At 54.7% G+C, this 26,866-nt stretch carries 46 protein-coding genes; 2 read left to right on the plus strand and 44 right to left on the minus strand.

Annotation, left to right across the window (positions count from 1 at the left end; translation table 11 throughout):
• Positions 1-910 (plus strand): hypothetical protein (locus GX016_02785; GenBank protein HHT70490.1); only part of this gene is annotated, 910 nt, incomplete at its 5' end.
• Entirely contained in the window at positions 897-1,526 is a 630-nt protein-coding gene (locus tag GX016_02790; protein ID HHT70491.1) for a CoA pyrophosphatase, read from the plus strand. The genes GX016_02785 and GX016_02790, both read left to right, overlap by 14 nt.
• Before the next feature lie 18 nt (positions 1,527-1,544).
• Here GX016_02790 and amrS read toward each other — a convergent pair whose 3' ends face one another.
• The 44 genes from amrS to tuf all read right to left on the minus strand — a co-directional run.
• Positions 1,545-2,540: an AmmeMemoRadiSam system radical SAM enzyme gene (amrS, locus tag GX016_02795; GenBank protein ID HHT70492.1), complete on the minus strand. Its 996-nt coding sequence runs from the start codon at positions 2,538-2,540 to the stop codon at positions 1,545-1,547.
• A gap of 14 nt (positions 2,541-2,554) precedes the next feature.
• Complete coding sequence (amrA, locus tag GX016_02800; protein ID HHT70493.1) at positions 2,555-3,961, minus strand: AmmeMemoRadiSam system protein A; 1,407 nt, start codon at positions 3,959-3,961, stop codon at positions 2,555-2,557.
• A gap of 13 nt (positions 3,962-3,974) precedes the next feature.
• Positions 3,975-4,868, minus strand: coding sequence for an arginase (gene rocF, locus GX016_02805; GenBank protein HHT70494.1), 894 nt, complete (start codon positions 4,866-4,868; stop codon positions 3,975-3,977).
• Between the two features lie 91 nt (positions 4,869-4,959).
• The gene (locus tag GX016_02810; GenBank protein HHT70495.1) at positions 4,960-5,907 is read right to left on the minus strand and encodes a biotin--[acetyl-CoA-carboxylase] ligase; all 948 of its coding nucleotides are present in this window, start codon (positions 5,905-5,907) and stop codon (positions 4,960-4,962) included.
• An 18-nt stretch (positions 5,908-5,925) separates the two neighbouring features.
• Positions 5,926-6,696, minus strand: a complete 771-nt coding sequence (locus GX016_02815) for a hypothetical protein (GenBank protein HHT70496.1) — start codon at positions 6,694-6,696, stop codon at positions 5,926-5,928.
• Positions 6,697-6,845: 149 nt separating this feature from the next.
• Complete coding sequence (gene rpsI / locus GX016_02820) at positions 6,846-7,241, minus strand: 30S ribosomal protein S9 (protein HHT70497.1); 396 nt, start codon at positions 7,239-7,241, stop codon at positions 6,846-6,848.
• Positions 7,242-7,268: 27 nt separating this feature from the next.
• Positions 7,269-7,709: a 50S ribosomal protein L13 gene (gene rplM, locus GX016_02825; protein ID HHT70498.1), complete on the minus strand. Its 441-nt coding sequence runs from the start codon at positions 7,707-7,709 to the stop codon at positions 7,269-7,271.
• A 64-nt stretch (positions 7,710-7,773) separates the two neighbouring features.
• Complete coding sequence (truA, locus tag GX016_02830; protein ID HHT70499.1) at positions 7,774-8,586, minus strand: tRNA pseudouridine(38-40) synthase TruA; 813 nt, start codon at positions 8,584-8,586, stop codon at positions 7,774-7,776.
• Between the two features lie 12 nt (positions 8,587-8,598).
• Complete coding sequence (locus tag GX016_02835) at positions 8,599-9,399, minus strand: energy-coupling factor transporter transmembrane protein EcfT (protein HHT70500.1); 801 nt, start codon at positions 9,397-9,399, stop codon at positions 8,599-8,601.
• Positions 9,392-10,252, minus strand: a complete 861-nt coding sequence (locus GX016_02840) for an energy-coupling factor transporter ATPase (protein HHT70501.1) — start codon at positions 10,250-10,252, stop codon at positions 9,392-9,394. Before GX016_02840 ends, GX016_02835 begins: the two co-directional genes overlap by 8 nt.
• Positions 10,228-11,076: an energy-coupling factor transporter ATPase gene (locus GX016_02845; protein HHT70502.1), complete on the minus strand. Its 849-nt coding sequence runs from the start codon at positions 11,074-11,076 to the stop codon at positions 10,228-10,230. The genes GX016_02840 and GX016_02845 overlap by 25 nt, the downstream gene beginning before the upstream one ends.
• 68 nt (positions 11,077-11,144) lie before the next feature.
• Positions 11,145-11,483, minus strand: coding sequence for a 50S ribosomal protein L17 (gene rplQ / locus GX016_02850; GenBank protein ID HHT70503.1), 339 nt, complete (start codon positions 11,481-11,483; stop codon positions 11,145-11,147).
• A gap of 77 nt (positions 11,484-11,560) precedes the next feature.
• Positions 11,561-12,508 (minus strand): DNA-directed RNA polymerase subunit alpha, encoded by a 948-nt coding sequence (locus GX016_02855; protein ID HHT70504.1) that lies wholly within the window; start codon positions 12,506-12,508, stop codon positions 11,561-11,563.
• 60 nt (positions 12,509-12,568) lie between these two features.
• Positions 12,569-13,195: a 30S ribosomal protein S4 gene (rpsD, locus tag GX016_02860; GenBank protein HHT70505.1), complete on the minus strand. Its 627-nt coding sequence runs from the start codon at positions 13,193-13,195 to the stop codon at positions 12,569-12,571.
• A 20-nt stretch (positions 13,196-13,215) separates the two neighbouring features.
• The gene (gene rpsK, locus GX016_02865) at positions 13,216-13,608 is read right to left on the minus strand and encodes a 30S ribosomal protein S11 (protein HHT70506.1); all 393 of its coding nucleotides are present in this window, start codon (positions 13,606-13,608) and stop codon (positions 13,216-13,218) included.
• A 21-nt stretch (positions 13,609-13,629) separates the two neighbouring features.
• Positions 13,630-13,998, minus strand: a complete 369-nt coding sequence (gene rpsM / locus GX016_02870; protein HHT70507.1) for a 30S ribosomal protein S13 — start codon at positions 13,996-13,998, stop codon at positions 13,630-13,632.
• 14 nt (positions 13,999-14,012) lie between these two features.
• The gene (gene rpmJ / locus GX016_02875; GenBank protein ID HHT70508.1) at positions 14,013-14,126 is read right to left on the minus strand and encodes a 50S ribosomal protein L36; all 114 of its coding nucleotides are present in this window, start codon (positions 14,124-14,126) and stop codon (positions 14,013-14,015) included.
• Positions 14,127-14,179: 53 nt separating this feature from the next.
• Positions 14,180-14,404, minus strand: a complete 225-nt coding sequence (gene infA, locus GX016_02880) for a translation initiation factor IF-1 (GenBank protein ID HHT70509.1) — start codon at positions 14,402-14,404, stop codon at positions 14,180-14,182.
• On the minus strand, positions 14,404-14,697 hold the full coding sequence (locus GX016_02885; GenBank protein ID HHT70510.1) for an RNA-binding protein: 294 nt from the start codon (positions 14,695-14,697) through the stop codon (positions 14,404-14,406). The genes infA and GX016_02885 overlap by 1 nt, the downstream gene beginning before the upstream one ends.
• Before the next feature lie 14 nt (positions 14,698-14,711).
• On the minus strand, positions 14,712-15,458 hold the full coding sequence (gene map, locus GX016_02890; protein HHT70511.1) for a type I methionyl aminopeptidase: 747 nt from the start codon (positions 15,456-15,458) through the stop codon (positions 14,712-14,714).
• Positions 15,455-16,108, minus strand: coding sequence for an adenylate kinase (locus GX016_02895; GenBank protein HHT70512.1), 654 nt, complete (start codon positions 16,106-16,108; stop codon positions 15,455-15,457). The genes map and GX016_02895 overlap by 4 nt, the downstream gene beginning before the upstream one ends.
• A 25-nt stretch (positions 16,109-16,133) precedes the next feature.
• Complete coding sequence (gene secY / locus GX016_02900; protein ID HHT70513.1) at positions 16,134-17,393, minus strand: preprotein translocase subunit SecY; 1,260 nt, start codon at positions 17,391-17,393, stop codon at positions 16,134-16,136.
• Positions 17,394-17,837: a 50S ribosomal protein L15 gene (rplO, locus tag GX016_02905; GenBank protein ID HHT70514.1), complete on the minus strand. Its 444-nt coding sequence runs from the start codon at positions 17,835-17,837 to the stop codon at positions 17,394-17,396. It abuts the gene before it with no gap.
• 16 nt (positions 17,838-17,853) lie between these two features.
• Entirely contained in the window at positions 17,854-18,033 is a 180-nt protein-coding gene (gene rpmD / locus GX016_02910) for a 50S ribosomal protein L30 (GenBank protein ID HHT70515.1), read from the minus strand.
• An 11-nt stretch (positions 18,034-18,044) separates the two neighbouring features.
• Positions 18,045-18,524: a 30S ribosomal protein S5 gene (gene rpsE / locus GX016_02915; GenBank protein HHT70516.1), complete on the minus strand. Its 480-nt coding sequence runs from the start codon at positions 18,522-18,524 to the stop codon at positions 18,045-18,047.
• 75 nt (positions 18,525-18,599) lie between these two features.
• On the minus strand, positions 18,600-18,968 hold the full coding sequence (locus GX016_02920) for a 50S ribosomal protein L18 (GenBank protein HHT70517.1): 369 nt from the start codon (positions 18,966-18,968) through the stop codon (positions 18,600-18,602).
• Between the two features lie 24 nt (positions 18,969-18,992).
• Complete coding sequence (rplF, locus tag GX016_02925; GenBank protein HHT70518.1) at positions 18,993-19,538, minus strand: 50S ribosomal protein L6; 546 nt, start codon at positions 19,536-19,538, stop codon at positions 18,993-18,995.
• A 15-nt stretch (positions 19,539-19,553) separates the two neighbouring features.
• Positions 19,554-19,952: a 30S ribosomal protein S8 gene (gene rpsH, locus GX016_02930; GenBank protein ID HHT70519.1), complete on the minus strand. Its 399-nt coding sequence runs from the start codon at positions 19,950-19,952 to the stop codon at positions 19,554-19,556.
• 22 nt (positions 19,953-19,974) lie between these two features.
• A complete protein-coding gene (locus GX016_02935) occupies positions 19,975-20,160 on the minus strand; it encodes a type Z 30S ribosomal protein S14 (GenBank protein ID HHT70520.1) in 186 nt (61 codons plus the stop codon).
• 19 nt (positions 20,161-20,179) lie between these two features.
• Entirely contained in the window at positions 20,180-20,674 is a 495-nt protein-coding gene (gene rplE, locus GX016_02940; protein HHT70521.1) for a 50S ribosomal protein L5, read from the minus strand.
• 69 nt (positions 20,675-20,743) lie between these two features.
• On the minus strand, positions 20,744-21,070 hold the full coding sequence (locus tag GX016_02945) for a 50S ribosomal protein L24 (protein ID HHT70522.1): 327 nt from the start codon (positions 21,068-21,070) through the stop codon (positions 20,744-20,746).
• 19 nt (positions 21,071-21,089) lie between these two features.
• Positions 21,090-21,458 carry a 50S ribosomal protein L14 gene (gene rplN, locus GX016_02950; GenBank protein ID HHT70523.1) on the minus strand — a complete coding sequence of 123 codons (369 nt, stop codon included), beginning with the start codon at positions 21,456-21,458 and terminating at the stop codon, positions 21,090-21,092.
• Positions 21,459-21,488: 30 nt separating this feature from the next.
• Positions 21,489-21,752, minus strand: coding sequence for a 30S ribosomal protein S17 (rpsQ, locus tag GX016_02955; protein HHT70524.1), 264 nt, complete (start codon positions 21,750-21,752; stop codon positions 21,489-21,491).
• A gap of 17 nt (positions 21,753-21,769) precedes the next feature.
• Positions 21,770-21,967 (minus strand): 50S ribosomal protein L29, encoded by a 198-nt coding sequence (gene rpmC, locus GX016_02960; GenBank protein HHT70525.1) that lies wholly within the window; start codon positions 21,965-21,967, stop codon positions 21,770-21,772.
• Positions 21,957-22,391, minus strand: a complete 435-nt coding sequence (rplP, locus tag GX016_02965) for a 50S ribosomal protein L16 (GenBank protein HHT70526.1) — start codon at positions 22,389-22,391, stop codon at positions 21,957-21,959. Before rplP ends, rpmC begins: the two co-directional genes overlap by 11 nt.
• A 1-nt stretch (position 22,392) precedes the next feature.
• The gene (gene rpsC, locus GX016_02970) at positions 22,393-23,070 is read right to left on the minus strand and encodes a 30S ribosomal protein S3 (GenBank protein ID HHT70527.1); all 678 of its coding nucleotides are present in this window, start codon (positions 23,068-23,070) and stop codon (positions 22,393-22,395) included.
• Positions 23,071-23,083: 13 nt separating this feature from the next.
• A complete protein-coding gene (rplV, locus tag GX016_02975; protein ID HHT70528.1) occupies positions 23,084-23,416 on the minus strand; it encodes a 50S ribosomal protein L22 in 333 nt (110 codons plus the stop codon).
• 13 nt (positions 23,417-23,429) lie between these two features.
• A complete protein-coding gene (gene rpsS, locus GX016_02980) occupies positions 23,430-23,714 on the minus strand; it encodes a 30S ribosomal protein S19 (protein HHT70529.1) in 285 nt (94 codons plus the stop codon).
• A gap of 19 nt (positions 23,715-23,733) precedes the next feature.
• Positions 23,734-24,561: a 50S ribosomal protein L2 gene (rplB, locus tag GX016_02985; protein ID HHT70530.1), complete on the minus strand. Its 828-nt coding sequence runs from the start codon at positions 24,559-24,561 to the stop codon at positions 23,734-23,736.
• Between the two features lie 23 nt (positions 24,562-24,584).
• Positions 24,585-24,869, minus strand: coding sequence for a 50S ribosomal protein L23 (locus tag GX016_02990; GenBank protein ID HHT70531.1), 285 nt, complete (start codon positions 24,867-24,869; stop codon positions 24,585-24,587).
• The gene (gene rplD, locus GX016_02995; GenBank protein ID HHT70532.1) at positions 24,869-25,489 is read right to left on the minus strand and encodes a 50S ribosomal protein L4; all 621 of its coding nucleotides are present in this window, start codon (positions 25,487-25,489) and stop codon (positions 24,869-24,871) included. The genes GX016_02990 and rplD overlap by 1 nt, the downstream gene beginning before the upstream one ends.
• A gap of 24 nt (positions 25,490-25,513) precedes the next feature.
• A complete protein-coding gene (rplC, locus tag GX016_03000) occupies positions 25,514-26,137 on the minus strand; it encodes a 50S ribosomal protein L3 (protein ID HHT70533.1) in 624 nt (207 codons plus the stop codon).
• A gap of 21 nt (positions 26,138-26,158) precedes the next feature.
• Entirely contained in the window at positions 26,159-26,470 is a 312-nt protein-coding gene (rpsJ, locus tag GX016_03005) for a 30S ribosomal protein S10 (GenBank protein HHT70534.1), read from the minus strand.
• 181 nt (positions 26,471-26,651) lie between these two features.
• Positions 26,652-26,866 (minus strand): elongation factor Tu (tuf, locus tag GX016_03010; GenBank protein HHT70535.1); only part of this gene is annotated, 215 nt, incomplete at its 5' end.

Raw genomic sequence — 26,866 nt, forward strand, 5'->3', positions numbered from 1 at the left:
GACCCACTTGTTCGGGCGTCCGGGGCTGGCACTCACAGCCGAGGTCAACGGCCGGCTCCAGGTAATTCCAGGGGAACAAGGACAACCGCCCCTGATCTTGGTTAACGGACAGACGGCAACTTTGGACGCAGGTCTAGGCCCGGGCGATCGAGTGGAGTTTACACCTGGCGCTAGTGGCCGGCCAGCCCAGGCTACGGTACGTGACCTGGTAACGGAAAGTCGTTTTCTGACGATTAACGGGAACACCCGCCCCTTTCCGGCTGCGGTCCGGATAAATGGAAAGCCAGCCGGTTTAGATTCCCCTGTCTCTGATCGGGCTCAAATAACTATAAGTTGGGAACGACCGGTGAAGGAAATATTGGTGGCAGCCGGAGTTGATCTGGCCCAGGTTAAGGAGCAGGACATTCCTTACCAGGTAGGCGGGCACCATTACATTCTCTCCTATAGCCCGTGCCAAGTCCGCTTGAACAATCGCGCCTCATCCATGGCTGAGCTTGTGCGCCCGGGAGACAAGCTGGATTATGACTTAGACTGCTCGTACCCCACCGTAGGCTTAGCTGTAGCAAAACACATAGCACTTAACCCACCCCTGACCGTTAGTGTAAATGGACAGGAACTGGAGTTGCCAGACAGCGGCACTCAAATCTTAGTCAACGGCCAGCCGGCCCAACTGGAAAACCCCCTGTTGCCCCAAGCTGAGATTACTGTGCTCACCGGGCGCTCTAAGTTTATTGTTAGCGACCTGTTTACCTTGATTGATGTCAAGCGGCAAGCCGCACCCGGTGCCAGCTTGCAGATGACTGTAAATGGTAAGTCGGCAACTTTTACCACTCCCCTGCACCACGGTGACCGGGTATCTTTGGCCTGGAACCGGCAGCAGGAAGGCGGCGAGATCGATGACAATGAATGAAGCTAAGATGAAATCGGCTTTGGCGTCGGACAACCTCACCATTATCAATGACAGACTGTTGGCTAAATCAGCGGTACTGGTACCCTTGATTAAAACCGACAGCGGCGAGTGGATAGTACTGTTTCAGGTGCGGGCTTCTCATCTTAAGCGTCAGCCGGGAGAGGTCTGTTTTCCGGGGGGCACTTTGGACGGTCCCGAAGAGAGTCCACGCCAGGCAGCTCGGCGGGAAACCTGCGAAGAACTGGGGCTTAGGCCAGAGGAAATCTATATCTGGGGGCAGTTGGGGCTGATTATCTCGCCCTTTAACTTGCTTCTGTTTTCCTTCGTAGGCGAAATTCCACCGGCTGAGCGCCTGAACCCTAATGCCAATGAAGTAGCGGCGGTGTTTACCGTCCCTTTGGCTCGCTTGTTCAGCTTAAAACCGGAGACTTACCCTGTCTACGTCAAAGCTTCGCCAGCGGTAGATTTCCCCTTCGATAAAATACCCGGCGGCCGGGATTATCCCTGGCGCACCGGGGTAGTTCAAGAAGTGTTTTATGAACTGGACGGGCGGATTATTTGGGGTCTCACCGCTCGCATTCTCCAGCATTTTCTAACCCTGGTCCGGAACACCTAGCCAACTTCTCCTGCTTGTCTACAAGACGAAGCTACCGGCAAAGCCGCATTGACGGCACCGCCCATCTTCGGTACTTCCTACCAGACGGGCACCGAAGCCGAGCCGTTCAATCAAAACAGCACCACAGTTAGGACAGTGGGTATCGCGACCTTGAGTAACAGCTGCATTGCCAATATAGACATAATTCAACTTTTCCCGGGAAATATTTAGGGCCTGCTCCAGCGTCTGCAAAGGCGTCGGGGGCAGGTTCAGTTTGTACTGGGGGAAATAGCGGCTCAGGTGCAGGGGTATGTCAGGGGACAAACCCGCAACCCAACGGCTAAGGGCTGAGATTTCCGCCGGTGAGTCATTACGGCCGGGGATAAGCAGCGTGGTCAGTTCCACATGACACCTGGCCTCCACGGCAGCTTCCACTGTGGTGAGTACCGGCTGTAGTTTCCCGCCGCACAGCTCACGATAGTAATCCTCGGTAAAGGCTTTTAGATCAATGTTCATGGCATTAATAAATGGTAACAGTTTCTTGAGGGGTTCAGTCTGAATAAAGCCGTTGGTTACCAACACTGTCTTTAAGCCGGCTGCTTGCGCCTGTTCCGCTGTATCGAGAACATATTCATACCACATAAGAGGTTCGGAATAAGTAAAGGCTAAGCCGATACAGTTGGGACCCTGGTCTTGGGCCAGACGCACGGCCTGGGCCGGTGACAGCTCGCGCGTAGGTGCATCTTGCTGCGAAATGCTGTAATTCTGGCAGAAGCTACACCTGAGATTGCAGCCTACTGTACCTAGGGACAAGATGTCTTTACCTGGGTAGAAATGATATAAAGGCTTTTTTTCCATCGGGTCCATGGCAATTGAACTCACCTGGGCATAATTGGCCGCATACAGCGTTCCCGCTTTATTAACCCGCACCCGGCAAATACCGGCCCGGCCCGGGCTGATGTTACAACCATGCGGGCACAGGTGACACTTAGCTTTACCGTTCGGGCACGGTTCCCAGTATAGGGCTTCTTTCAAGGTAAATCCGCCTTTCAATAATACCTCTTCACCTCGAACCGCTCTAGCCGCACTTGGTCTCGTGATCCTAAACCAGCTTTTTGCTTGGCTATTTCCACCTGTTCTTCCGCTGTATCGATACCTTCCAGATTGGGCAACAGGAGCCCGGTTCGTCCACCCCAGCCGTGAACAATAACGCCATAGCGTTTAGGATCCAGTTGGGCCAGGCTCTCCACTGCTTCCGGGGGCGCTAGAACATCCACCGAATACACGATGTCCTTAAGCTCTTCCTGGGCCACCGGCCAAAAACGGGGATCCCGGCTGCCGGCGCTGACGGCATTGTCTCTGATTTCGGCGGCCAGGTTCTTTTGCGTCGGTAAAATGGTGCCGATACAGCCCCGCAGTTGTCCCTTCTTCTTTAAAGTAACGAAAGCACCGGCCGGTTCGACCAGCTCAGGGGGGATGTCTGCCGGCAACGGCATTTTCTGGCCGGTGCGTACATATGTCTCCAGACTCTGCCGAGCTAAGCGGACGTAGACACTCTCGCCAGCCCGGCGGTCACCCACAGCTTGTTGTTGTTTCCCTCGCAATCCTTTCAATAGCCCCGGACCTTGTTGTTCAACCTGCGGCCCGAGCTCGGCTACTAAATAGCCTACGCCAAACGGCCCTTCATACGAGAACACCTGCGGTTCGATCTTATATCCGTCCACTGCCCCGGCCAACATCATGATACTGCGCCAACCACATTCACCGGCCCGTTCTGCCAAGGCCGGATCGATCTGCATTAGGCCCTGAAAGTCGCCTGTGCGCACCTTCTCCACCACCAGCTCATCAAACCGCGCTCCGTCGGGATGATACCCGGCCGGTGCCCGGGGGGTCAGCCGGTGGGACAAATCGGCACTGGCCAAAAAGGCCGCTTTTCGTCCTAAACGGCTGCTGGCCTGCCTTACCGCCACGCCGAAAGCATAGAGTTCATCCGGAGGTAAAAGTGACATGCCTACCCAGACTATGGGTAAATCCACCCCGGCTCGATTCAGAAAGTACCACGGAACCAAAACACCGTGGTCCAACTGGGCCAGAGCCCGATAGCGCCGAAGGTCGGCCGGCCCAAGGCCCACCGCAGGAACATCCACATCTGCGCAAGAGTGGATAATGGCCGCGGCCAAATCCTGATCGGTGCGCAGATCAAATTGTACCTGAGGAGCACCAAAATTGGCGAAGCTCCCGCTTGTCTCAGGTAAGAGCGATACCGCCACCGCATCTTGAAACACTGCTCCGTGAGGCGTGGTAATCACCACGGCTTCAGCTTCAGATGCCTTGAGACTGGCCGCCAGTTTGTCCATGGCCTGGACGGTGGCAGCTACTTTCTTCACATCCTCCCTACCTATCTCCGGGACTATGATCGGCGGATGCGGAGCAATTCCACCCCAAACAATACTCATTTCTCCCGCCCCCTTAGAAAATCCGTTTTCCTAGTGCCGACGCAATTAGTTCCACTGCCAACTCTGCCGTTCGGTTGTAACAATCCAGCATCGGGTTGACCTCCACCACTTCCAGCGCCAGCAACGCATCGGTCTCGGCAACAAGTTCCAAGGCTAGGTGGGCTTCACGATAGGTTAGGCCGCCGCGCACCGGCGTCCCTACCCCTGGCGCTTCCAGCGGATCGAGTACATCCATATCTAAGCTGACGGCAATGCCCTCGACACCGTTCAAGGCTGCTGCCAGAGCCTGGCGCATGATTTTTTTCATCCCGGTTTCATCAATGTCCTGCATGGTAAAAACCGACACCCTGGACCGGCGCAACATCTCCCGCTCTTCGTCGTCTAATTCTCGAACTCCGATTAGAGCCACGTTCTTCTCTTTGGCCTTGGGGGCAAAGCCACCACACGAAACCAGCCGCTCTTCGCCCCGGCCCAAGGACGCGGCCAAGCACATCCCGTGGATATTACCGCTGGTGGTGGTCTCTAAGGTATTGAAATCGCCGTGAGCATCGAGCCAGATAACCCCGCAGTTTTTTACTGCCGCCACTCCCGCCAAGGTGCCGATAGCGATACTATGATCCCCGCCTAAAACTAAAGGTAGATCGCCAGCCTCCATCACCGCCGTTACTTCCTGAGCCAGCAGCTCGTTGGTGGTTACAATTTCGTCCAGATAGCGGAGCAGTTCGTTGCCGGGCCCTTTCTCTTCGTGTAACTTTACCGGCACGTTCCCCCGGTCGGTGACAGCATAGCCCAGCCGTTTGAGCCGCTTAGTAAGACCGGCATAGCGAATGGCAGAAGGGCCCATATCCACCCCTCGACGGTTGGCCCCCAGATCCTGAGGCACCCCAATAACTTGAACCGTAGGCATGAATATCCCTCCTCCTTAGTTATCTATCTTTTCCCATCTGTCCCTATTATAACACGACACGGGGTCCTGCTCCGGACAGGGCGATCCTTCTTCAGCGCAAACTCACATCACCGCTAAGAATCCGCACTTGCTCCCCGAGGTCTGTTTCCAGCAGCAGGGCTCCTTCCTGATCAATATTGAGCGCCCGGCCGTGCACGGTAAAATTGGGGGAATAGACAGTAACCTCCCGCCCCAGAGTCAGGGACAATTCTCGCCACCGCTGCAGCACTTCCTCCCGACGATCCAGCAGGGTGTGGTACCACCTTTCCAGTTGTTGGAGGAAAAGCTGTAATAACCGCCGCCTGGAGAAAGGTTGTCCACTCTCCAGGGCCAGAGAAGTAGCTATCCCCCCTATATCCGCTGGAAAGGAGACTGTGTTGACGTTGATCCCAATGCCGACGATAACATAAAAGATCGTGTCTATTTCGGCACTCATTTCGGTGAGGATGCCAGCTACTTTCCGGCCGTTGATCAACAAATCATTAGGCCACTTGATGGCGGCCGGCAGACCGGTTAGCCCACGAATGGCTTCGGCCCCTGCCACAGCGGTTGTTAGAGTGAGAAGGGGAGCCCGGGCCGGGAGCAGGTTGGGCCTTAGGATCAGCGAAGCAAAAATATCGGTACCAGGCGGCGACACCCAACTGCGGCCCCGCCGGCCGCGTCCGTCGGTCTGCTCTTCCGCCACCACCAAGGTACCTTCGTCGGCTCCTTGTCGGGCCAATTCTCGCGCTACGTCATTGGTGGAGTTCACCCGGGAAAAATAGTGGACTACTTGTCCTAACTTAACAGTGACTAAACCCGCGCGTATCTCGGTTGGCAGCAGCTTATCGGGCCTAGCCACCAACCGATACCCTCGCCGCGGGATCGCTTCGATTACATAGCCCACCCGTCTCAAGTCTTCAACATATTTCCATACTGCCGTCCGCGACACACCCAGCCGTCGGCTGATATCTTCCCCTGATATGTATTCATCTGATCCGGCCAGCAGGGACAGTAGCATATCGTCTTTCACGGCCTATCACCTCGCCCCGATTGTAGACTGCAGACCAACCGGTGTCAAGAACTGATCGGGCACACCCTGACCACCCTGACCGCGCCAAAACGCCACCAGCCCACAAAAGATGTGCCAGGCCAGCTGCTTCTGGTAAGAAGGGTCGGCCAGCAGCCGTTCTTCGGCGGGGTTGGATAAGAAACCGATCTCCACCAGGGCTGCCGGTACCGATGAGTTGCGCAGCACATAAAAATCCCCGCTTTGAACCTCCCGGTAGTTCTCCCCTAAGGGTTCTAATTTCTTCAGCTCTGCTTGTATACAGCGGGCCAGCCGCTCGCTCTCACTGTGATTATCGACAAAAAATGTCTGAGCCCCGTATTCACCCGGTGCCGGAAAGCTGTTCCCGTGGATACTTAGAAACAAAGTAGCCTGACTTCGCTGCACTAAATCTGCCCTGAGGCGCAAATCTTGTTCGAAGTCCTCCGACAGCTCTTTGTCGTCTGACCGGGTAAGCAGTACCCGGGCCCCGCTCAGATTTAGATACTCCTTCAGATACAGACACACGGGCAAAGTGATCTCTTTTTCTGTCACCCCGCGTTGGCCGGCTGCTCCAGTGTCGATACCGCCGTGCCCCGGATCCAGCACCACAATCTGGGGTGCCAGCATAAGTGCCTGCGCCCAGACCGCCTGGCGCAGTCGACGCCCAGGTGTGCTGATTGCCGCCAGCACCACCAGCGCAATCACCATGGCTGTTAGCCACCTGAGAGTCTCGTTTCTAATTCCTCCCCCTCTAAACATCGTTCCCTGCCCCCAGCCTAATGTGTTGTTAATAATACAGACAAATAAAAGGCAGCCATAAGCAACATACTCGCTTCGGCTGCACTTTAGACCGGGGAATGTTATTACCTCAGCAGTTGTAACAACTGCTGAGGTTTGTTCTTTTGTTATTAACGCTTGGAGAACTGTGGTGCCCGGCGGGCTCCCTTAAGACCGTATTTCTTGCGCTCTTTCATACGCGGATCACGGGTAAGGAGGCCTTCTTTCTTGAGTACGGGCCGGAATGATGTAAGGTCTACCTTCAGCAAGGCGCGGGACAATCCGTGCCGCACAGCACCTGCTTGCCCGGTGATGCCACCGCCTTCTACTTTAGCAATCACGTCGAACTTGCCCACATTCCCGGTAACCCTGAGGGGTTGCTCAATCACATTCTGCAAACTCCGCAGGGGAAAGTATTCTTCCGCCGGTCGGCCGTTTACGACAAAACGACCACCTCCAGGGACCAGTCTCACTCTGGCGATAGCGGTCTTGCGCCGCCCGGTGCCGTAGTAAGTAACGCTTGGCATTCGTCTTTCTCCTCCTTTCCCCCGGAATTACTTTATCTCGCCAGGCCAAACCTCGGGCTTCTGAGCCTGGTGAGGATGATTCGCACCGCGATAGACTTTTAATTTCTTGAACATGGCCCGACCTAACCGATTGCGAGGCAACATGCCTTTCACGGCCATTTCCACCGCCAGCTCCGGTCGTGTGGCCATAAGATCGGCGTATTTTGTCCGTCTTAACCCGCCGGGATAGCCGGTGTAGCGAATCCATTCCTTTTGGACCGGTTTCTTTCCGGTGAGAACTACATGGTCGGCATTAATGATAATCACATGATCACCGGTATCTACATGGGGAGTGTAAGTGGGTTTATGCTTGCCGCGCAAAATCTGTGCTGCCACTACAGCCACTCGGCCCAGAGATTTGTCCGCGGCATCCAGGATATACCACTTTCGTTCCACTTCGGCCGGTTTGGCCTGATAACTCTTCACTATTCTTTCCTCCCGCTGGAGAAATACGCTGAGGCTCCTCCCGCCGGGGCTCTTGGCAGTCAAAGACTCACAGCGAAATTTTAACATAGCCCCAAGGCAGTGTCAAGCCAATGCTGCCGGGTGTGTCGTGGGCGGCTACGGCATGGTTGTAGCCTACTTGCCACAGATTCAGGCCTTGGGGTGGGGCTGTAGGGCCCACCCGGGAGCGATCGCCTCGGGCCAAAATTTCTCTTACTTCCTCAGGAGTCAGCGCTCCCCGCCCCACTTCCACCAGGGTGCCAACTATACTCCTTAACATTTTATATAAGAAACCGTCGGCGACGGCATCGATCAACACCAAATCCCGCTCGGCCACCACCTGCAGGCACTGGACTGTACGTACCTTGTCCTTGACCGCTGAGCCGGCAGCACAAAAAGCAGAAAAATCATGCTGGCCCATCAGCTCATGGGCGGCCTGCTGCATCACCTCCAGATTGAGCTTGAGCGGCAGGCGCCAGCTATAGTGCCGCATAAACGGTGACGGGGTCGGATCTAAAGAGATTAAGTATCGGTAAATCTTGTAGGTGGCATCGTAGCGGGCATGAAAGTCCAAGGATACTTCTTCCGCTTGCCAAACGGCCATATCTCGGGGCAAGACTGAGTTCAGGGCAGCCGGTATCCTATCGATGGGAATTCGGGCCCTGGTCTTAAAGCTGACCACCTGCCCGCGGGCATGGACCCCGGCATCGGTACGCCCGGCACCGATCACGCGGGTCTTCTCGGCAAGGATCGTAGCTAGCGCCTGCATCAATTCCCCCTGAACCGTGCGCACAGCAGGTTGCACTTGGAACCCGGCGAACTCACTACCGTCGTAGGCCAGAGTTAGCTTGATGTTACGCACTAAGACCACCTCTTAGCCCAATATTCGATCCGCCACTCCCAGTGCCAACAATAATACGCTGGCAGCCAAGGCTACCCAATCGCGGCCGGCAAACTGCAGTTCTTTCAGACGGGTACGGCCTTCACCGCCCCGATAGCACCGGGCTTCCATGGCCGTGGCCAACTCGTCAGCTCGACGAAACGCGCTCACAAACAAAGGCACCAACAGCGGTATCATACCTCGGGCCCGCTGAATTATGTTCCCGGTCTCAAAATCGGCCCCGCGAGCCATTTGAGCCTTCATGATTTTATCAGTTTCTTCCAGCAAGGTGGGGATAAATCTTAAGGCAATAGTCATCATCATAGCTAGTTCGTGGGCCGGAACCCCTAGCCGTTTAAACGGCCGCAGTAGGTATTCAATCCCGTCGGTGAGGGCAATGGGTGAGCTGGTTAAGGTGAGCAAGGAAGTGGTGAGAACCAGCAGCAATAAGCGCCAACCCATGAATATACCCAACCGTATGCCTTCGGCTGTTGCTTTTAGTGGGCCCAGCTTCCAAACAACTTGTCCCGGTGTAAGGAAAAAATTCAGTACCAAGGTAAAAAGAACAATGTAAAACACAGGACGAACGCCCCGCAGCACGTATCCCAGCGGCAGAGCTGACAACAATACTAACGCCGCCGTAAACACTGTCATGACGGCATAACCGGCTGGGCTCTTGAGTAAAAACAGGGCCACAATGTATAGCATGGAGCCGATGATCTTAGACCGTGGATCGAGCCGATGCAACAACGAATCCCCGGGCACATATTGACCCAGGGTAATATCTTTAAGCATGGGTTTGCCCCCTTAAAAAGGCTAAAATCTCCGGCACCGCTTCATCCACAGTTAAAATGTCGGTCCGCACCTGGGGGGAAAGATGGTGTAGTCGGCGCATAAACTCCGTGATTTGGGGAATACCCAGACCCAGCTCCTTGAGTTGTTCCGCCTGCTGATACAGTTCGCGGGTGCTGCCTGTAGCCACTATTTGCCCCTGGTACATAATAATCAAGCGGTCCACTAAGCGGGCTACATCCTCCATACTGTGGGATACTAACAATACCGTCAAGTTCTGTTGTTGCTGCAGCTCGGCGATCTGACCTAAGATTTCGTCTCGGCCGCGAGGGTCCAGACCGGCAGTAGGCTCATCCAGCACCAAGTAGCTAGGGCCCATGGCCAAGACACCGGCAATGGCCACCCGCCTCATCTCCCCGCCGGACAGATCAAAAGGCGACCGCTCAGCGTACTTGCTGGGCGGAAGTCCCACTGTAACCAAAGCGTCGTGCACGCGGTCCTCGATTTCGGCTGCGGTTAACCCTAGGTTCTGCGGCCCAAAAGCCACGTCTTTGGCCACTGTTTCTTCAAATAGCTGATGTTCCGGATACTGAAATACCAGCCCCACTTTGCGGCGAATCACCCGCCGAGCCGATTTGTCTTTGGTATCGGTCCCATCCACCAGCACCCGCCCCACTGTCGGCAACAGCAAGCCATTTAGATGTTGAATCAAGGTGGATTTGCCGGAGCCGGTATGACCGATCAGACCGACGAACTCGCCCTCATGGATAGTAGTGTTGACATCGCTAAGAACCGTGGTGGCAAAGGGAGTGCCCGGTTGGTAGGTAAAGCTCACATTTTGGACTTCAATTGACATATCTCGGCCACCATCCTCTCCACCGTCAAGATTCCGGACGGCAGCGTCACCTGATGCTGAGACAACCGCTGGGCCAGCTCCGTAACTTGGGGCACATCTAAACCTAGGGCTCTGAGCTCGTTCACATGGGAAAATACCTCTTCCGGTGCGCCGTCCAAAACCACTCGCCCGTCATTCATGACGATTACTCTCGTTGCCAATACCGCTTCTTCCATAAAATGAGTGATGTGTACCACTGTAATGCCCTCATCGCGGTTCAGGCGGACCACAGTATCCATCACTTCGCGCCGCCCGGAAGGGTCTAACATGGCGGTGGGTTCGTCCAAAATCAAGGCTTCCGGTTGCATAGCCAACACACCGGCGATGGCTACCCGTTGTTTTTGTCCACCGGAAAGAAGGTGCGGCGCCGCTGTCCGATACTCCCACATGCCCACAGTTTTTAGGGCGGCCTCAACTCGCCGGCGGATCTCCGCCGCAGGCACGCCCAAATTCTCCGGCCCGAAAGCCACGTCCTCTTCCACCGCAGTAGCCACCATTTGATTGTCCGGGTTTTGAAATACCATCCCTGCCGTCTGACGAATAGTCCACAGGTGCTGGGAATCTCTAGTGTCCATCCCTTTGACCAACACCGTTCCTTCGGTGGGTAGTAACAGAGCATTAAGATGCTTGGCCAAGGTAGACTTGCCGGACCCATTATGGCCGATAATGGCTACGAATTCGCCGCGGGAAATCGACAAATTAATATCGCTGAGGGCAATGTGTTGAAGCGCCTCGCTTTGGTCGTACCGGTGGGACACATTTCTTAGCTGAAACATTGCTACCATAAATACCACCTGCTCCCGCTCAAACAAAGTAGGGATCGTGCGCCCGGTAAGGCAGATCCCCACCTAGTTTAAGCCAGCTCCAAGATGGCCATGGGGGCTGCATCACCCTGGCGCGGCCCGAGCTTATAGATCCGGGTGTAACCTCCGCTGCGGTCGTTATAGCGCGGTCCCACCGTATCAAACAGTTTCTTCAGCACCTCTTTATCCGGCACTAGCACTGCTGCCTGCCGGCGAGCATGGAGATCGCCGCGTTTAGCTAGTGTTATCAGTTCGTCCGCCAGGCGTCCTAGTTCTTTGGCTTTAGCTTCGGTAGTTTGAATGCGTTCGTAGCGAAAGAACGACACCAGCGCATTTCTTAGCATAGCCTGGCGATGCCCTCTCAGGCGTCCCAGCTTGCGATAGCCCATGGCTGTTACCTCCTTCAGGGAAACCCTGGGCCCAGCAGCGGCCAAAGTCTTGGCTGCCTGAGCGCCCGAGCTCCTTCTTACTCATCCTTTGGACGCAAGGATAACCCTAAGGAGGCCAACTTAGATTGAACTTCCTCTAAGGACTTGCGTCCGAGATTACGCACTTTCATCATATCTTCTTCGGTTTTTTGGACCAGCTGCTCCACTGTGTTTACCCCTGCCCGTTTGAGGCAGTTGTAGGAGCGTACTGACAAATCCAGCTCTTCAATGGTCATATCCAACACACTGGCCTCTTCTTCTTCTTCCCGTTCCACCATGATCTCCATGTCCTTACCGGTCTCAGTAAGATCGGTAAAAAGAGCCAGGTGCTCGGTAAGAATGCGAGCGGCCAGACTTACCGCTTCGTCGGGGCAGATAGTCCCGTCGGTCCACACATCCAGAGTAAGCTTGTCGTAGTCGGTTCTCTGACCTACCCGGGTGTCCTCCACCATAAAGTTGACTTTGCGCACCGGGGAAAAGATAGAATCCACCGGGATGATGCCGATGGGGTCATCGGGTTTCTTGTTGCGATCGGCCGACCGATAGCCGCGTCCCTTATCTACTGTAATTTCCAGGACCAATTCAGCGTTATCGTCCAAAGTAGCGATATGCTGCTCGGGATTTAGAATCTCAATATCCGGGTCGGTGATGATGTCCCCGGCATTTACGTCACCGGCAGTTCTAGCCTCCAGCCGCATCACCCTAGGCCCGTCGCTGTGCAGTTTAAGCGACACTTCTTTCAGGTTAAGAATAATCTCCGGTACATCCTCCACCACGTTAGGAATAGTGGACAGTTCATGCAGAATACCTTGAATCTTCACCGAGACCACCGCAGCACCCGGTATGGAGGACAGCAGTACCCGACGCAGGGAATTCCCCAGGGTATTGCCGTATCCGCGTTCCAGCGGCTCCACGACAAAGCGGCCGTAAATATCGTCTTCACTCAGCTCCACAATGTCAATGCTCGGCTTTTCAATTTCAATCATGAACCTTTAACCCTCCTTAAACAGTGATTACCTCTGCGAGGGCAGATAAACCAAGGTTCATTACTTGGAATAGAGCTCGACAATTAGGTGTTCTTCCACTGGTACATCGATTTCCTCGCGTTCAGGCAGCCTGGTCACAGTGCCCTTTAGTTCGGCCGGAATCGAGTCTAACCAAGCCGGCACAGTACGAGCGGCAGCTGCCTCGGCCAGCTCCTGAAACAGCGGTAAGGCCCGGCTTCTTTCCCTGACACTGACAGTGTCACCCTGGCGCAACCTAAAGGACGGAATACTAACCTTACGATCGTTCACCGCAAAATGACCATGTCGAACCAACTGCCTGGCTTCGGCCCGGGAGCGGGCGAAACCCAGCCGGTAAACCACGTTGTCCAAGCGCGTCTCCAACATCGTCAGCAAAACTTCACCGGTAACACCCTTGGCCTGGCTAGCTATTTTGTAGTAGCGCCGGAACTGACGTTCCAACACCCCGTAGATTCGCCGTGCCTTTTGCTTCTCGCGCAGCTGAATGCCATACTCCGAAATCTTCCGGCGGCGCTGACCGTGTTGCCCCGGCGCATAACCACGCCGGTCAATGGCGCATTTGCCGCTATAACAGCGGTCGCCCTTGAGGAACAGCTTCATGCCCTCGCGACGGCACTGCCGGCAGACAGCACCTGTATACCTTGCCATTTAGCCTTATACCTCCAATCTTACACCCGACGCCGTTTCGGCGGCCGGCAACCGTTATGGGGAATAGGAGTGACGTCTTTGATCAGACTTACTTCCAGCCCCGCTGCCTGCAAGGAGCGGATAGCCGCTTCTCGCCCGGCCCCAGGCCCTTTCACAGCAACTTCGATCTCGCGCATGCCGTGTTCGGTAGCTATCTTGGCTGCTTTTTCGGCTGCCATCTGGGCTGCAAACGGCGTGCTTTTCCGGGATCCCTTGAAGCCCTGGCCGCCTGAACTAGCCCAGCAGATCACGTTACCGCCCATGTCGGTGATAGTTATAATAGTATTGTTAAACGTAGAGTGGATGTGGGCCATTCCTCGATCTACGTTTTTTCTTTCCCGTCGTCTCACGCGTCCTGATGCGCGTTTAGCCATAATCTTATATCCCTCCTTATCCTATCGTCTGCGAATGCCCACGGTCTTCTTCGGCCCTTTGCGGCAACGGGCATTGGTGCGCGTCCGCTGGCCTCGCACCGGCAGTCCGCGGCGATGACGTAAACCACGGTAAGTTCCAACTTCGATCAGCCGTTTAATATTAAGGGCTACCTCACGTCTAAGGTCGCCTTCCACTTTGTAATTGCCACCGATTTCTTCTCTGAGACGTGATGCCTCTTCTTCGGTTAGATCCCGTACTTTGGTATCAGGATTTATGTCGGTCTTGGCTAAGATCTGCTGGGCCGAACTTTTCCCAATACCGTAAATGTACGTTAGCGCTACTTCTATCCGCTTATCCCGCGGTAGATCTACCCCGGCAATACGTGCCATCTGGTTACACCTCCTTAGCCTTGGCGCTGCTTATGCTTAGGATTTTCGCAAATTACCATCACGCGTCCCTTGCGCTTTATTATTTTACATTTTTCACAGATATGCTTGACCGAAGGCCTTACTTTCATCACTTCAACCCTCCTTGACTCAGACTTCCAGTGGAAGCCGACCCATGCCCGCTCTATTTATACCGGTAGGTAATCCGTCCCCGGCTAAGATCATACAGAGACAGCTGGAGCCGCACTCGATCGCCGGGAAGGATGCGAATAAAGTTCATTCTAATTTTACCGGACACATGGGCCAAAACCCGATGACCGTTTTCCAGCTCCACTCGGAACATAGCGTTTGGAAGCGGTTCGATGACTGTACCATCGACTTCGATACAATCGCCTTTATCTTTCGCCATCAATCGCCCTCCTTCCGCGACAGATCATAATGAAACTCAGCCAAAGCCGCCCGCACCATTTCGTCGGTAATCGGCTCACCGTTTTGTAAGCATTCCCTCACAGCGTACGCCACCCGTCCGATCCGTTGCAGGTGGGCTACGTTTTTTACCTTCGGTCGGTTTACCGGCCGGCGGTGTCCGTCCACCAGTTTCACCCGCCGGTTATCGTGTTTGCCTACCACTAAGTAGTAGCGGCCACGGTCCCGCCCAGTACAAGAACGAACCAGCTGGCCTAGATCCAAGTCTACTGGCATGCCGCTTTCCCTCCTCAGACCCGAGTAAGAATCTCGGGGCCGTCGGCGGTAATGGCTACCGTGTGCTCGAAATGTGCTGACCAGCTGCCGTCGGCCGTAACTACAGTCCAACCGTTAGCTAATACTTTTACCTCATAAGAACCGATATTCACCATGGGTTCGATGGCCAAAACCATTCCTTCCTGTAAGCGCGGTCCTCGTCCAGGGGGCCCAAAGTTGGGTATCAGCGGGTCTTCGTGCATCCTGGTACCGATACCGTGCCCCACGTAATCGCGAACCACAGAAAAGCCGGCCCGGTTGACATAGCTCTCCACCGCATGGCCGATATCAGATAGGCGCCCGCCTGTTTTGGCCTGGGCAATACCCTTATACAGCGCTTCTTCCGTAACACGCAGAAGCCTTAAAGCGTCAGCGTTCACTGCCCCAACCGGAACTGTAAACGCACTGTCCCCAACGTAGCCCTCATAGGTGACCCCAATATCAATACTAATAATATCTCCAGCTTTTACCTCTCTTAGTCCGGGGATGCCGTGCACAACCTCGTTGTTAATCGAAGCACAAATGCTGGCCGGAAATCCCTGGTAGCCTTTGAAAGTGGGTATGCCCCCATGGCGGACAATAAACTCCTCGGCCACAGCATCCAGTTCGCCGGTGGTGATGCCGGGACAGATGGCTTTCTTAAGCGCGGCTACAGTCAGGGCCGTAAGCCGTCCGGCAGCTCGCATACAATCAATCTCACGCGGCGATTTAAGAATAATCACGGTTCATCCTCTCCCAGAGCAGCTAAAACCCGGGCAAAAATATCTTGGAGGTCTCCGTTTCCGTCTGCACGCCGAAGCAGTCCTCGAGCCTCGTAATAGGCAAGCACCGGCTCCGTCTCCCGCCGATAGACCTCTAGTCGATGGCGGATAACCTCTTCGGTATCATCCGGCCGCTGTACCAGCTCGCCGCCGCATGTATCGCACAAGCCCTCCTGTTTTGGAGGCCGGCCGCTCAAATGAAATGAGGCCCCACATTTAGAACAAATCCGCCGTCCGGTAAGACGCTTCAGCAGGATCGCCTCTTTTACCTCTAAATACAATGCCGTCACCGCTCCCCGCTTGGCTGCAGTCAAAAACTCATCCAAGCTTTGAGCCTGAGTCACCGTGCGGGGGAAACCGTCCAGAATAAACCCCCGCCTTGTATCCGGTGCCTGGAGTCGTTCCTTTACCAGTTCTGTCACCAATTCATCCGGTACCAGTTCTCCTTGAGCCACAAAGCCTTTGGCTTGGCGCCCCAACTGGGTATCGGCCGCCATGGCTGAGCGGAGCAGGTCACCGCTGGCAATTCGGACCAAAGAAAATTCCCTCTCTAACAGCTCGCCTTGAGTTCCCTTCCCGGCTCCTGGTGCGCCCAGCAATACTAGTTGCATCATCTTCCCCTCCCTTGGTCGGTTGCTATTTCTTTAGGAATCCTTCGTAGTGCCGCATGAGCATATGGGCTTCGATTTGCTTCATGGTCTCCAAAGCCACGCTCACCGCGATCAGCACCCCGGTACCGCCAAAGGAAAGACCCTGCACCCCGGTAAGAGTTCCCATGAAAATGGGCAGGATTGCCACCAAGGCGATGAATAACGCTCCTACCACCGTGATACGATACAATACTCGGCTCAGATACTCCGAAGTAGGCCGCCCCGGACGGATACCGGGAATAAAGCCGCCATACTTCTGCATATTCTTAGCCACTTCCACTGGGTTAAAAGTAATGGCCGTATAGAAGAAAGTGAAGAATATGGTTAAGCCGAAGTACAACACGGTATTAAGAGGCTTACCCATTTGCAATGCCCCGGCCACTGCCTGAGCCCACGGATGGTTGACGAATTGTGCCACCGTTCCCGGGAACAGAAGTACCGAACTGGCAAAGATGATGGGGATAACTCCGGCTTGGTTTACCTTAAGCGGTATGTGTGTACTTTGGCCGCCGTAAACCCGCCGCCCTACCACCCGCTTGGCATATTGCACCGTAATGCGTCGTTCGCCTTCTTGAACATAAATTACCGCCACCACAATCCCTAAGGCAGCCAAGCCCAGCAAAACGACATTGATGATCCCAATGGCACCCACTTTGAGGTAGCTCGCCACCTGCACCAACCCGGTCGGCAGCCGGGACACAATACCGGCAAATATGATCAGCGAGACTCCGTTGCCGATCCCTTTGTCGGTAATTTCTTCCCCCAACCACATCAAAAAGGCAGTGCCGGCGCTGAGAGCCAACACAATTACGGCGTAGGTGGTAAAACTGGGGCGAATAACCGCGCTGCGCATCCAGGCCACCATACTGAGCGCCTGAATAAGAGCCAGTACTACAGTGGCATAGCGGGTATACTGAGCCAGTTTCTTCCGGCCCTCTTCACCTTCTTTGGCCATTTCTTCCCAACTGGGAATCACTATGGTGAGCAGTTGGGTAACAATGGAGGCCGTAATATAGGGGGTTACACCCAGCGCAAACACCGATACCCGTTTGAGTGCGCCACCGGAGAATAGATCCAAGAAACCCAGCAGGTTACCCTGACTAAATACGTCCTCTAAAATTCGCGGATCAATGCCTGGTACAGGAATATGACTCCCGATCCTGAACACCAGGAACATAAGCGAAGTAAAAGTGATCCGCTGCCTAAGCTCGGGTATCTTCCAGGCATTCCTAAGCGCCTCAATCACTTAGATCACCTCAGTCTTTCCGCCGGCGGCAGCGATTTTCTCGGCCGCAGCCTTGCTGAAAGCATGGGCGTGCACAATAAGAGGCTTAGTCAAATCTCCGCTGCCGAGCACCTTGACCCTACTGCCCATGTTTCGGATAATTCCCGCCTGCCAAAGGCTCTCCAAAGTGACTTCGGCGTTAGCGTCAAAGCGTTCTTCCAGCGTACTTAAGTTTACCACTTGATACTCAACCCGAAATGGATTATAAAAACCACGTTTAGGTAGGCGCAGATGTAGTGGCTTCTGGCCGCCTTCGAATCCGGGAGCCTTGACTCCGCCGGAACGGGCCTTTTGTCCCTTATGGCCGCGCCCCGACGTCTTACCTAAGCCGGAGCCGATTCCGCGCCCTACTCGCCGCTTGGGGCGTTTGGATCCGGGAGCCGGTGCCAGTGAAGACAAATCCATGCTTACACCTCCTCGCCTACACTTGTTCAGTCTCAACTAAGTGTTGAACTTTATCTATCATACCCTGTATGGCCGGCGTCTGGTCGTGAATCACACTCTGATGAAGCCGATGCAGACCCAAGGCCTTAACCGTCGCCCGCTGATCGGCAGGACGGCCGATAGGGCTTCTAACTAAGGTTATTTTCACCTTGGCCATGTTCCTACCTCCTAGCCAATAACTTCCTCCACCGAAAGCCCTCTGAGTTTGGCAACTTCACGGGGAGACTTAAGCGCCAACAGACCTTCCATGGTGGCCCGGGCAACGTTATTGGGATTGTTAGAACCTAACGACTTGGTGAGAACGTCCTTTACTCCCGCCAATTCCAAAATCGCTCGTACAGCGCCGCCGGCAATGACACCGGTACCTTCAACCGCTGGTTTTAACAGCACACGGCCGGCACCAAAGCGGCCAATAATCTCATGCGGTATGGTAGTACCGCTGAGGGGCACTGAGACCAAGCTCTTCTTAGCGTCCTCTACGCCTTTGCGGATGGCTTCCGGCACCTCGGCCGCCTTGCCCAAACCCACACCGACTTTGCCTTTGCTGTTTCCTACTACCACCAACGCGCTGAAATTGAATCGCCGGCCACCTTTGACCACCTTGGCCACACGGTTAATGGACACCACTTTTTCTTGAAACTCACTGATGGGTCCCTCTTCCCGGCGCTCTCGTCTGCGTCTTGGTTGCTCCCGCTTCTGCAAGTTGTGTCTCCCTCCTTTGTCCTAGAGTTTTAGCCCGGCTGCTCGAGCAGCTTCAGCCAGAGCTGCCACGCGTCCGTGATATAAATATCCGCCCCGGTCAAACACCACCTGGTTGATCCCGCTCTCCAGCGCCCGTTTAGCAATAAGCTCGCCTACCACTGTCGCGGAAGCGGCGTTACCTCCCGAAGCCACCTGCTGTCTGATTTCCGGGTCCAGGCTGGAAGCAGAAACCAAGGTAGTCCCTGTTTCGTCATTGATGATTTGAGCATAGATGTGCTTTAGGCTTCTAAACACTGCCAGGCGCGGCCGCTCTGAAGAACCGGCTACCTTCTTGCGCACTCGCAGGTGGCGCAGCTCGCGCCGCTTGTTGCGATCTTCTTTCTTAATCACCTGCGCACTTCTCCTTTCCGGGTACTACTTGGCTACTTTGCCCGTCTTACCTGCTTTCCGGCGCACCTGCTCGCCTTCGTAGTGAACACCCTTGTCGTTATACGGCTCCGGCGGACGCTGCTGTCGGATGCGAGCAGCAATCTCGCCTACCATTTGTTTATCGATTCCACGGATAATGATCTTGTTAGGGGCCGGTACCTCAAAGTCCACTCCCTGGGGGGCGTCTATTTCCACCGGATGGGAGTAGCCAAGCTGCATTACCAGCTTACGTCCCTGCAGGGCTGCCCGATAACCAACTCCCCTGATCTCCAAGGTTTTGCTGTAACCTTCTGTCACACCCTGCACCATGTTAGCCACCAGAGAACGGGTCAGCCCGTGCAAGGCCCGGTGTGAAGAAGAATCCGATGGACGCTGGATATAAATTACATTGTCTTCACGGTTAATAGTCATCTCAGGGTGTAGGTTCCGCACCAGTTCGCCTTTAGGCCCCTTAACCCGTACGGTGCTACCGTCGACGGCTATCTCCACCCCGGCCGGCACCTTAATCGGCTTTTTTCCAATTCTAGACATTCCAACTCCCCCTCACTACCACACGTAGCAGAGGACTTCGCCGCCCACACCCTCACGCCGGGCCTGCTTGTCACTCATGACGCCCTTAGGCGTAGACAAAATGGCGATACCAAGTCCCCGGAGAACTTTAGGTATATCCTGCCGGCCCACGTATACTCTGAGCCCAGGCCTGCTAATACGTTTGAGACCGGTAAGAACACGCTCTTTATTCGGCCCGTACTTAAGGTAGATCTTGATGATCCCCTGCTTGTTGTCCTCAATGAATTCACAGTCACGAACAAAGCCCTCTGTCTTCAAGATTTCAGCCATGGACCACTTCATGTGCGATCCAGGAATCTCTACCATCTCGTGCCGGGCAATATTCGCATTTCTGATCCGGGTCAGCATGTCAGCAATAGGGTCCGTCATGCTCACCTTTCTAGCCTCCCTTCTGGCCTTACCAGCTGGCTTTCCTTATCCCGGGGATCTCGCCGCGGTAGGCCCGTTCGCGGAAACAAATACGGCAGATCCCGAACTTTCGGAGGTAGGCATGGGGACGACCGCAAATGCGGCACCGGTTGTGGCGGCGCACCTTATACTTCGGCTCACGCTTCCACTTTTCGATCTGGCTCTTCTTTGCCATTACCTTATCCCTCCTTTGTTTAGCTCTCGCGCAACGGCATACCCAAAAGCTTTAATAACTCGCGGGCTTCCTCGTCTGTTCTAGCTGTGGTAACAATATTGATATCCATACCTCTCACTTTGGCCACTTGGTCGTAGTCGATTTCTGGGAAAATGAGTTGTTCCTTAATACCCAATGAGTAGTTGCCACGGCCGTCAAAACCATTCGGTGAGACTCCGCGAAAATCCCGCACCCGCGGTAAGGCTACGTTGAACAGTTTCTGGAGAAAATCGTACATCCGCTCTCCCCTAAGCGTCACCTTGCAGCCGATGGCTGCTCCCGCTCGGACCTTGAAATTAGCTATAGACTTCTTGGCCCGGGTGACCACCGGCTTTTGCCCGGTGATGGTGGTCATATCTTCTACCGCCGCATCCAGCAGCTTGGCATCCTGCAGGGCGTCGCCCACACCCATGTTAACATTTACCTTCTCTAATTTGGGCACCTGCATCACATTCCCATAGCCAAAACGCTGCATCAGCGCCGGGACTACTTCTTGTTCGTACTTTTCCTTCAGGTCCACAGGCCCGCTACCTCCCTTCTCCGCTTATTTATCCAGCGTCTCGCCGCATTGGCGGCAATAACGCACGCCGCGCCCGTCAGCGAGGAATTTCTTCCCTGTCCGGGCCGGTTTGCCGCAGCGGCTGCATATAAGCTGCACGTTGCTGGCGTGAAGCGGAGCCTCGCGGCTGATGATACCGCCCTGCTGTAGCTCGGGCGTGGGGCGCATATGCTTCTTAACAATATTAGCACCCTCGACCAAAACTGTACCTTTGGCGGGGAAGACGCGAAGTACCTTACCTTTTTTGCCGCGATCCTTGCCGGCAATTACCAGCACTGTATCGCCTTTCCTGACGTGTACCTTAGGCCGCAATCAAAACGCCTCCTTCCCCCTACAGCACTTCCGGGGCCAACGAAATTATCTTCATGAACTCTTTCTCCCTAAGCTCGCGAGCCACTGGACCAAAAATACGGGTCCCCCTGGGCTCCTTATCTTCTTTAATGATAACAGCAGCATTTTCGTCGAACCGGATATAAGAACCGTCGGGGCGCCGTACGCCTTTTTTGGTCCGGACAACCACTGCTCTAACAAGGTCGCCTTTTTTAACAACGCCACCGGGTGTTGCTTGTTTAACGCTGCAAACAATAATGTCGCCCACATTGGCATACCGCCGCCTGGAGCCACCCAGCACTCGGATGCACATAAGCTCTTTGGCCCCTGTATTGTCAGCGACATTAAGCCTGGTCTGAACCTGGATCATGTGTTCTGTCCCCCTTTCGCCAAGGGTGCCTTAGCGGGCTTTTTCGATGATATCCACCACGCGCCATCTTTTCTCTTTGGACAGGGGCCGCGTAGCACCTATGCGCACCCGATCACCCACATGACAAGCGTTCTCGGGATCATGAGCCTTGAAACGTTTTGTTTGCCGAATGTAGCGTTTGTACAGCGGATCTTTGACGGTCCGGCTGACTTCCACTACCACTGTTTTGTCCATTTTATCGCTAACTACTATACCTTGGCGGGTCTTGCGTTGCCCTCGCTTATCCTTATCCAAGCTCTTGGCCTCCTTCCTTAGGCCTTAGCCAATTCTCGTTCATGTAGAACGGTCTTGATCCTAGCAATGGATTTCCTCACTTCCCGCAGGCGCATCGGGTTATCCAATTGCCTTGTGGCCAGTTGAAACCTGAGGTTAAAGAGCTCCTCCTTGAAGTTGGATAGTTTTTCCTGCAACTCGTTATCGGTGAGCTCCCTTAGTTCTTTAGCTTTCACCGGCCTCACCACCTACCTCCAGGCGCTTAACAAAGCGCGTCTTAATAGGAAGCTTTTGCGCTGCCAGGCGCATAGCCTCGCGCGCTACTTCTTCGTTAACACCGGCCAGTTCAAACAGAATGCGTCCCGGCTTAGCCACAGCCACCCAGTACTCCGGGGTGCCTTTACCGCTCCCCATCCGAGTCTCAGCAGGCTTAGCCGTAATGGGCCGATCGGGAAAAACCTTGATCCACACCCGCCCGCCGCGCTTGATATAACGAGTCAGGGCAATACGAGCCGCCTCTATCTGGCGCTGAGTAATCCAACCGGACTCCAGGGCTGCCAGCCCGTAATCGCCGAAGACTACCTCCGTACCCCGCGTAGCTACTCCGCTTGGTTTGGGCCGGTGTTGCTTACGGTATCTAACTCTTTTAGGCATTAGCATATTACTTGCCTCCTTCGCCGGCCGCCTCTTTCTGCTTGCCTTCCGCTTTCGCTTCCGGCAAAACTTCACCTTTATAAACCCAAACTTTAACCCCGATCCGCCCGTAGGTGGTACGGGCTTCGGCAAAGCCGTAATCGATATCTGCTCTCAAAGTCTGGAGCGGTACTGTTCCTTCGCGATAGCCTTCTGTCCGGGCTATTTCTGCGCCGCCGAGACGACCGCTGACTATTACCTTCACACCCTTGGCCCCGGCCCGCATAGCTCGCTGAATGGCCTGCTTCATGGCCCGCCGATACGAGGTCCGCCGCTCTAGCTGGCCGGCAATTCCCTCCGCCACTAACTGAGCATCGATCTCCGGCGTCTTGATCTCTTGAATATTGATATGAACTTGTCGGCCAGTCAACTCTTCCAGCTCTTTTCTCAGAGCCTCCACCCCGGAACCACCGCGTCCGATAACCATCCCCGGCTTAGCCGTATGAACTGTCAGCTGAACGCGTTTAGCCACCCGCTCTATTTCAATACCAGACACACCTGCTTGACGAGTCTTTTCTTTAATGTAATCCCTAATCTTGACATCCTCGAGCAGCAGGTCGGCGAAATCGCGATCGGCAAACCAACGTGCTTCCCAGTTCTTAATTATCCCGAGGCGCAAGCCATGGGGATTGACTTTTTGTCCCACGCACTATCCCTCCTTACTTTTCGCCGACCACAACGGTTATATGACTGGTGCGCTTTAAAATCGGGAATGCCTGCCCCATGCGTCGGGGGCGATAGCGTTTTAGCGTCGGCCCTTCATCTACATAAGCTCGCACCACGTATAGCTCCGACGGATCAAGATCAAGGTTGTTTTGTGCATTAGCCACGGCTGATGTTAACACTTTCTCTATCAGGCGTGAACCTCGCTTAGGCATAAACCGCAGAATCCCCATAGCCTCCTGCACACTCTTGCCACGGATAAGATCCATAACCACGCGCGCTTTCCGTGGGGCAATACGCACATAGCGAGCAACTGCTTTCGCTTCCATATTCTGCCCTCCTCTACTTCAGCGCCGTGGACCTTTCGGTATGAGAACCGTGGCCTCTGAAGAAGCGGGTCGGCGCAAACTCGCCCAGTTTGTGGCCAACCATATCTTCGCTGATATATACTGGGACATGTTTTCTGCCGTCATGCACAGCAATGGTGTGCCCTACCATCTCAGGAAAAATGGTAGAGTCACGAGACCATGTCTTGATGACACGCTTTTCCCGTTTCTCATTGAGCGCCTTGATCTTATCCATGAGGCTAGGATGAATATAGGGGCCTTTCTTGGTTGAGCGTGACATAACCTAACCTCCTTCCCGCTTACTTGCGTCTCTTAATAATCAGTCGATCCGATTCCTTGTTCTTCTTCCTAGTCTTGACACCTCGAGCCGGTTTGCCCCAAGGAGTCATCTGAACCTTACGACCCACAGGAGCGCGGCCTTCACCGCCGCCATGCGGGTGGTCCACCGGGTTCATCACAACACCGCGTACCGACGGTCGTTTGCCCAGCCACCGGCTCCGACCGGCCTTGCCCACGGTGGTGTTTTCGTGCTCCACGTTCCCAACCTGACCCACAGTGGCTTTGCAGGCCGCCAACACCATCCGCGTCTCGCCTGACGGCAGACGGAGTGTAGCCATTCGGCCTTCACGAGCCAGCAACTGAGCTGCCGCTCCGGCCGAGCGTACAATTTTGGCTCCGCGCCCAGGAACAAGCTCTACGTTATGCACGGTAGTGCCCACGGGAATATGGCTCAGCGGCAGAGCATTGCCCGGTTTTATATCGGCCTGCGGGCCAGACATCACATCATCACCCACCGCCAGGCCCACTGGAGCCAGAATATAGCGCTTCTCGCCGTCGACATAATAGAGCAGGGCTATACGCGCTGACCGGTTGGGATCATATTCAATCGCGGCCACTTTGGCCGGAATACCATCTTTATTGCGTTTGAAATCTACTTCCCGAAAGCGTCGTTTGTGTCCGCCGCCCTGGTGGCGCACTGTAATTCGGCCTTGGTTGTTGCGGCCACCATGTTTCTTCAGCGGCCTAAGCAGCTGCTTCTCCGGCTGCTTCTTTGTGATCTCCTCGAAGGTGCTCCCGGTCACAAAGCGGCGGCCTGGGGAAGTGGGTTTATAGATTTTAATAGACACAGCTACCCCTCCTTTCCGCGTATTTAGGCACCTTCAAAGAACGGGATCCGTTGACCCTTGGCTAGGGTAACAACGGCCTTTTTCCGGTCTGAGGTCCGCCCGACACTGCGGCCCATACGTCTCATTTTCCCGGGTGCCTTGAGGGTAACTACCTTGGTTACTTTAACTTTGAAGATTTCTTCCACCGCATTCTTGATATCCACCTTAGTCGCTGCCGGATGCACCTCGAACGTGTACTTTCCTTCTTCCATCAGAATCATGGCTTTCTCAGTGATCACCGGCTTCCTAAGAACTTCCCGCGCTTCCATTAGCCGAGCACCTCCTCCACCCGGGCCACGGCATCTCGGGTAATAATCAAGCGGTCGTGCCTCAGGATATCATAGACATTCAGAGCCACCGCCTCCAGCGTCTCTACCTCCGGAATATTACGGGCTGAGCGCTGCACTTGATCGTCCCGCCCGGCCGTAACGATTAGCGCCTTCTTGGCGTCAAGATTAGCCAGCACCTTGACCATTTCCTTGGTCTTGGCTGCAGGCAGGTCTAAGTCCTCTAGGACCACGAACTTTCCCTGACGAACCTTATCCGAAAGCGCCACCTTCACCGCTAAGCGACGCATTTTGCGCGGCATCTGCTGGGCAAAACTCCTTGGTGTCGGCCCAAAAATTATGCCGCCGTGGCGCCACAGCGGTGAGCGAATGCTACCGACTCTGGCCCTACCAGTCCCTTTTTGACGCCATGGTTTTCTGCCGCCCCCGGAGACTTCGGATCTGGTCTTGGTACTGGCAGTTCCCAGGCGTTGGTTGGCCTGGTGCCGTACTACGCTCTGGTGCAACAGACCAGCATTCATAGGTACGCCAAAGACGGCTTCGGAAAGAGTAATCTCACCGACAGTCTCGCCGTCCAGGTTAAATACCGGTATAGTTGGCATGTTGGATCCTCCTTTCTCCGTGGGCTAGCGTCCGGCCGACCGCACCATAACCAGCCGGCCACGTGTTCCTGGAACTGCACCTTTTACCAACAATAAGTTACGTTCGGGGTCGACACGAACCACTTCTAAGTTTCTCACAGTTACCCGGTCATGACCCATGCGTCCAGGCAATTTCCGCCCCGGGAAAACACGGCTACCGGAACGGGGCGCGGCTAAAGTACCCGGGGAACGGTGGAATTTAGATCCGTGCGCCATAGGACCGCGGCGTGCACCCCAACGTTTAATAGCACCGGCAAAACCTTTGCCTTTCGACATTCCGGTTACATGCACTCGCTCTCCTGGAGCAAAGATATCAACTTTAATCTCCTGCCCCACAGCGAAGGAATCGGAATCGGAAAACTTAAATTCGCGCAAGTGTCTGGCCGGTTGCACCCGCTTCTTATCAAAGTGACCCCGAAGCGGCTTTGTTATTCTGGTCGCTATCACAGGCTCGAAGCCTAGCTGCAGGGCAGCGTAACCATCGGTGGCCTCAGTTTTTTTCTGCACCACTGTGCAAGGGCCAGCCTGGATAACAGTCACCGGTACAACTGTGCCGTCTTCCAGGGGCACTTGCATCATGCCCAGCTTCTTGCCCAATATGCCTTTCATGCTCGTTTGCTCCTCCCTTCCCTACTTCTGCTTGATCTCAATATCAATGCCGGCGGGAAGGTCCAGGCGCATGAGGGCGTCTATAGTCTTCGGGGTGGGCTCTAAGATATCGATGAGACGCTTGTGCACCCGCATTTCAAATTGCTCCCGCGCATCTTTATACTTGTGCGGCGCCCGTAAAATAGTATAAATGCTTTTGTCTGTCGGCAGCGGAATCGGCCCGGAAACTAAAGCGCCGGTACGTTTCGCCGTCTCGACGATCTTCTGCGATGATTGATCCACTACTTTGTGGTCATACGCTTTCAGGCGAATGCGTATTTTTTGTTGAGCCATGTTTATCCTCCCTTTCGCCCGATTACCGGCCGGGGTAAGGCTGTGGGACCAACGTTGTTTAAGGCGATGCCTAACCCCGGTCATTACGGACAGTTCTCAGTGGAAATTCCCCGGAAGATCCGGCAACCTTCCACCTCATAGCTAATCGCACAAAAAGAGCGAGGAGAGTCCTTCTCCTCGATTATTCAAACACCTCGGCCACAACACCGGCGCCTACGGTACGGCCGCCTTCGCGAATAGCAAAGCGCAGTCCTTGCTCAATGGCAATAGGAGTAATGAGCTCCACGTCCATCACCACGTTGTCGCCGGGCATCACCATCTCCACGCCCTCCGGCAGATTAATGGTACCGGTAACGTCGGTGGTCCTAAAGTATAGCTGCGGCCGATAGCCGTTAA

It is taken from the genome of Bacillota bacterium, from assembly GCA_012837285.1.
In the GTDB taxonomy this organism is placed as follows: domain Bacteria; phylum Bacillota; class DTU030; order DUMP01; family DUMP01; genus DUNI01.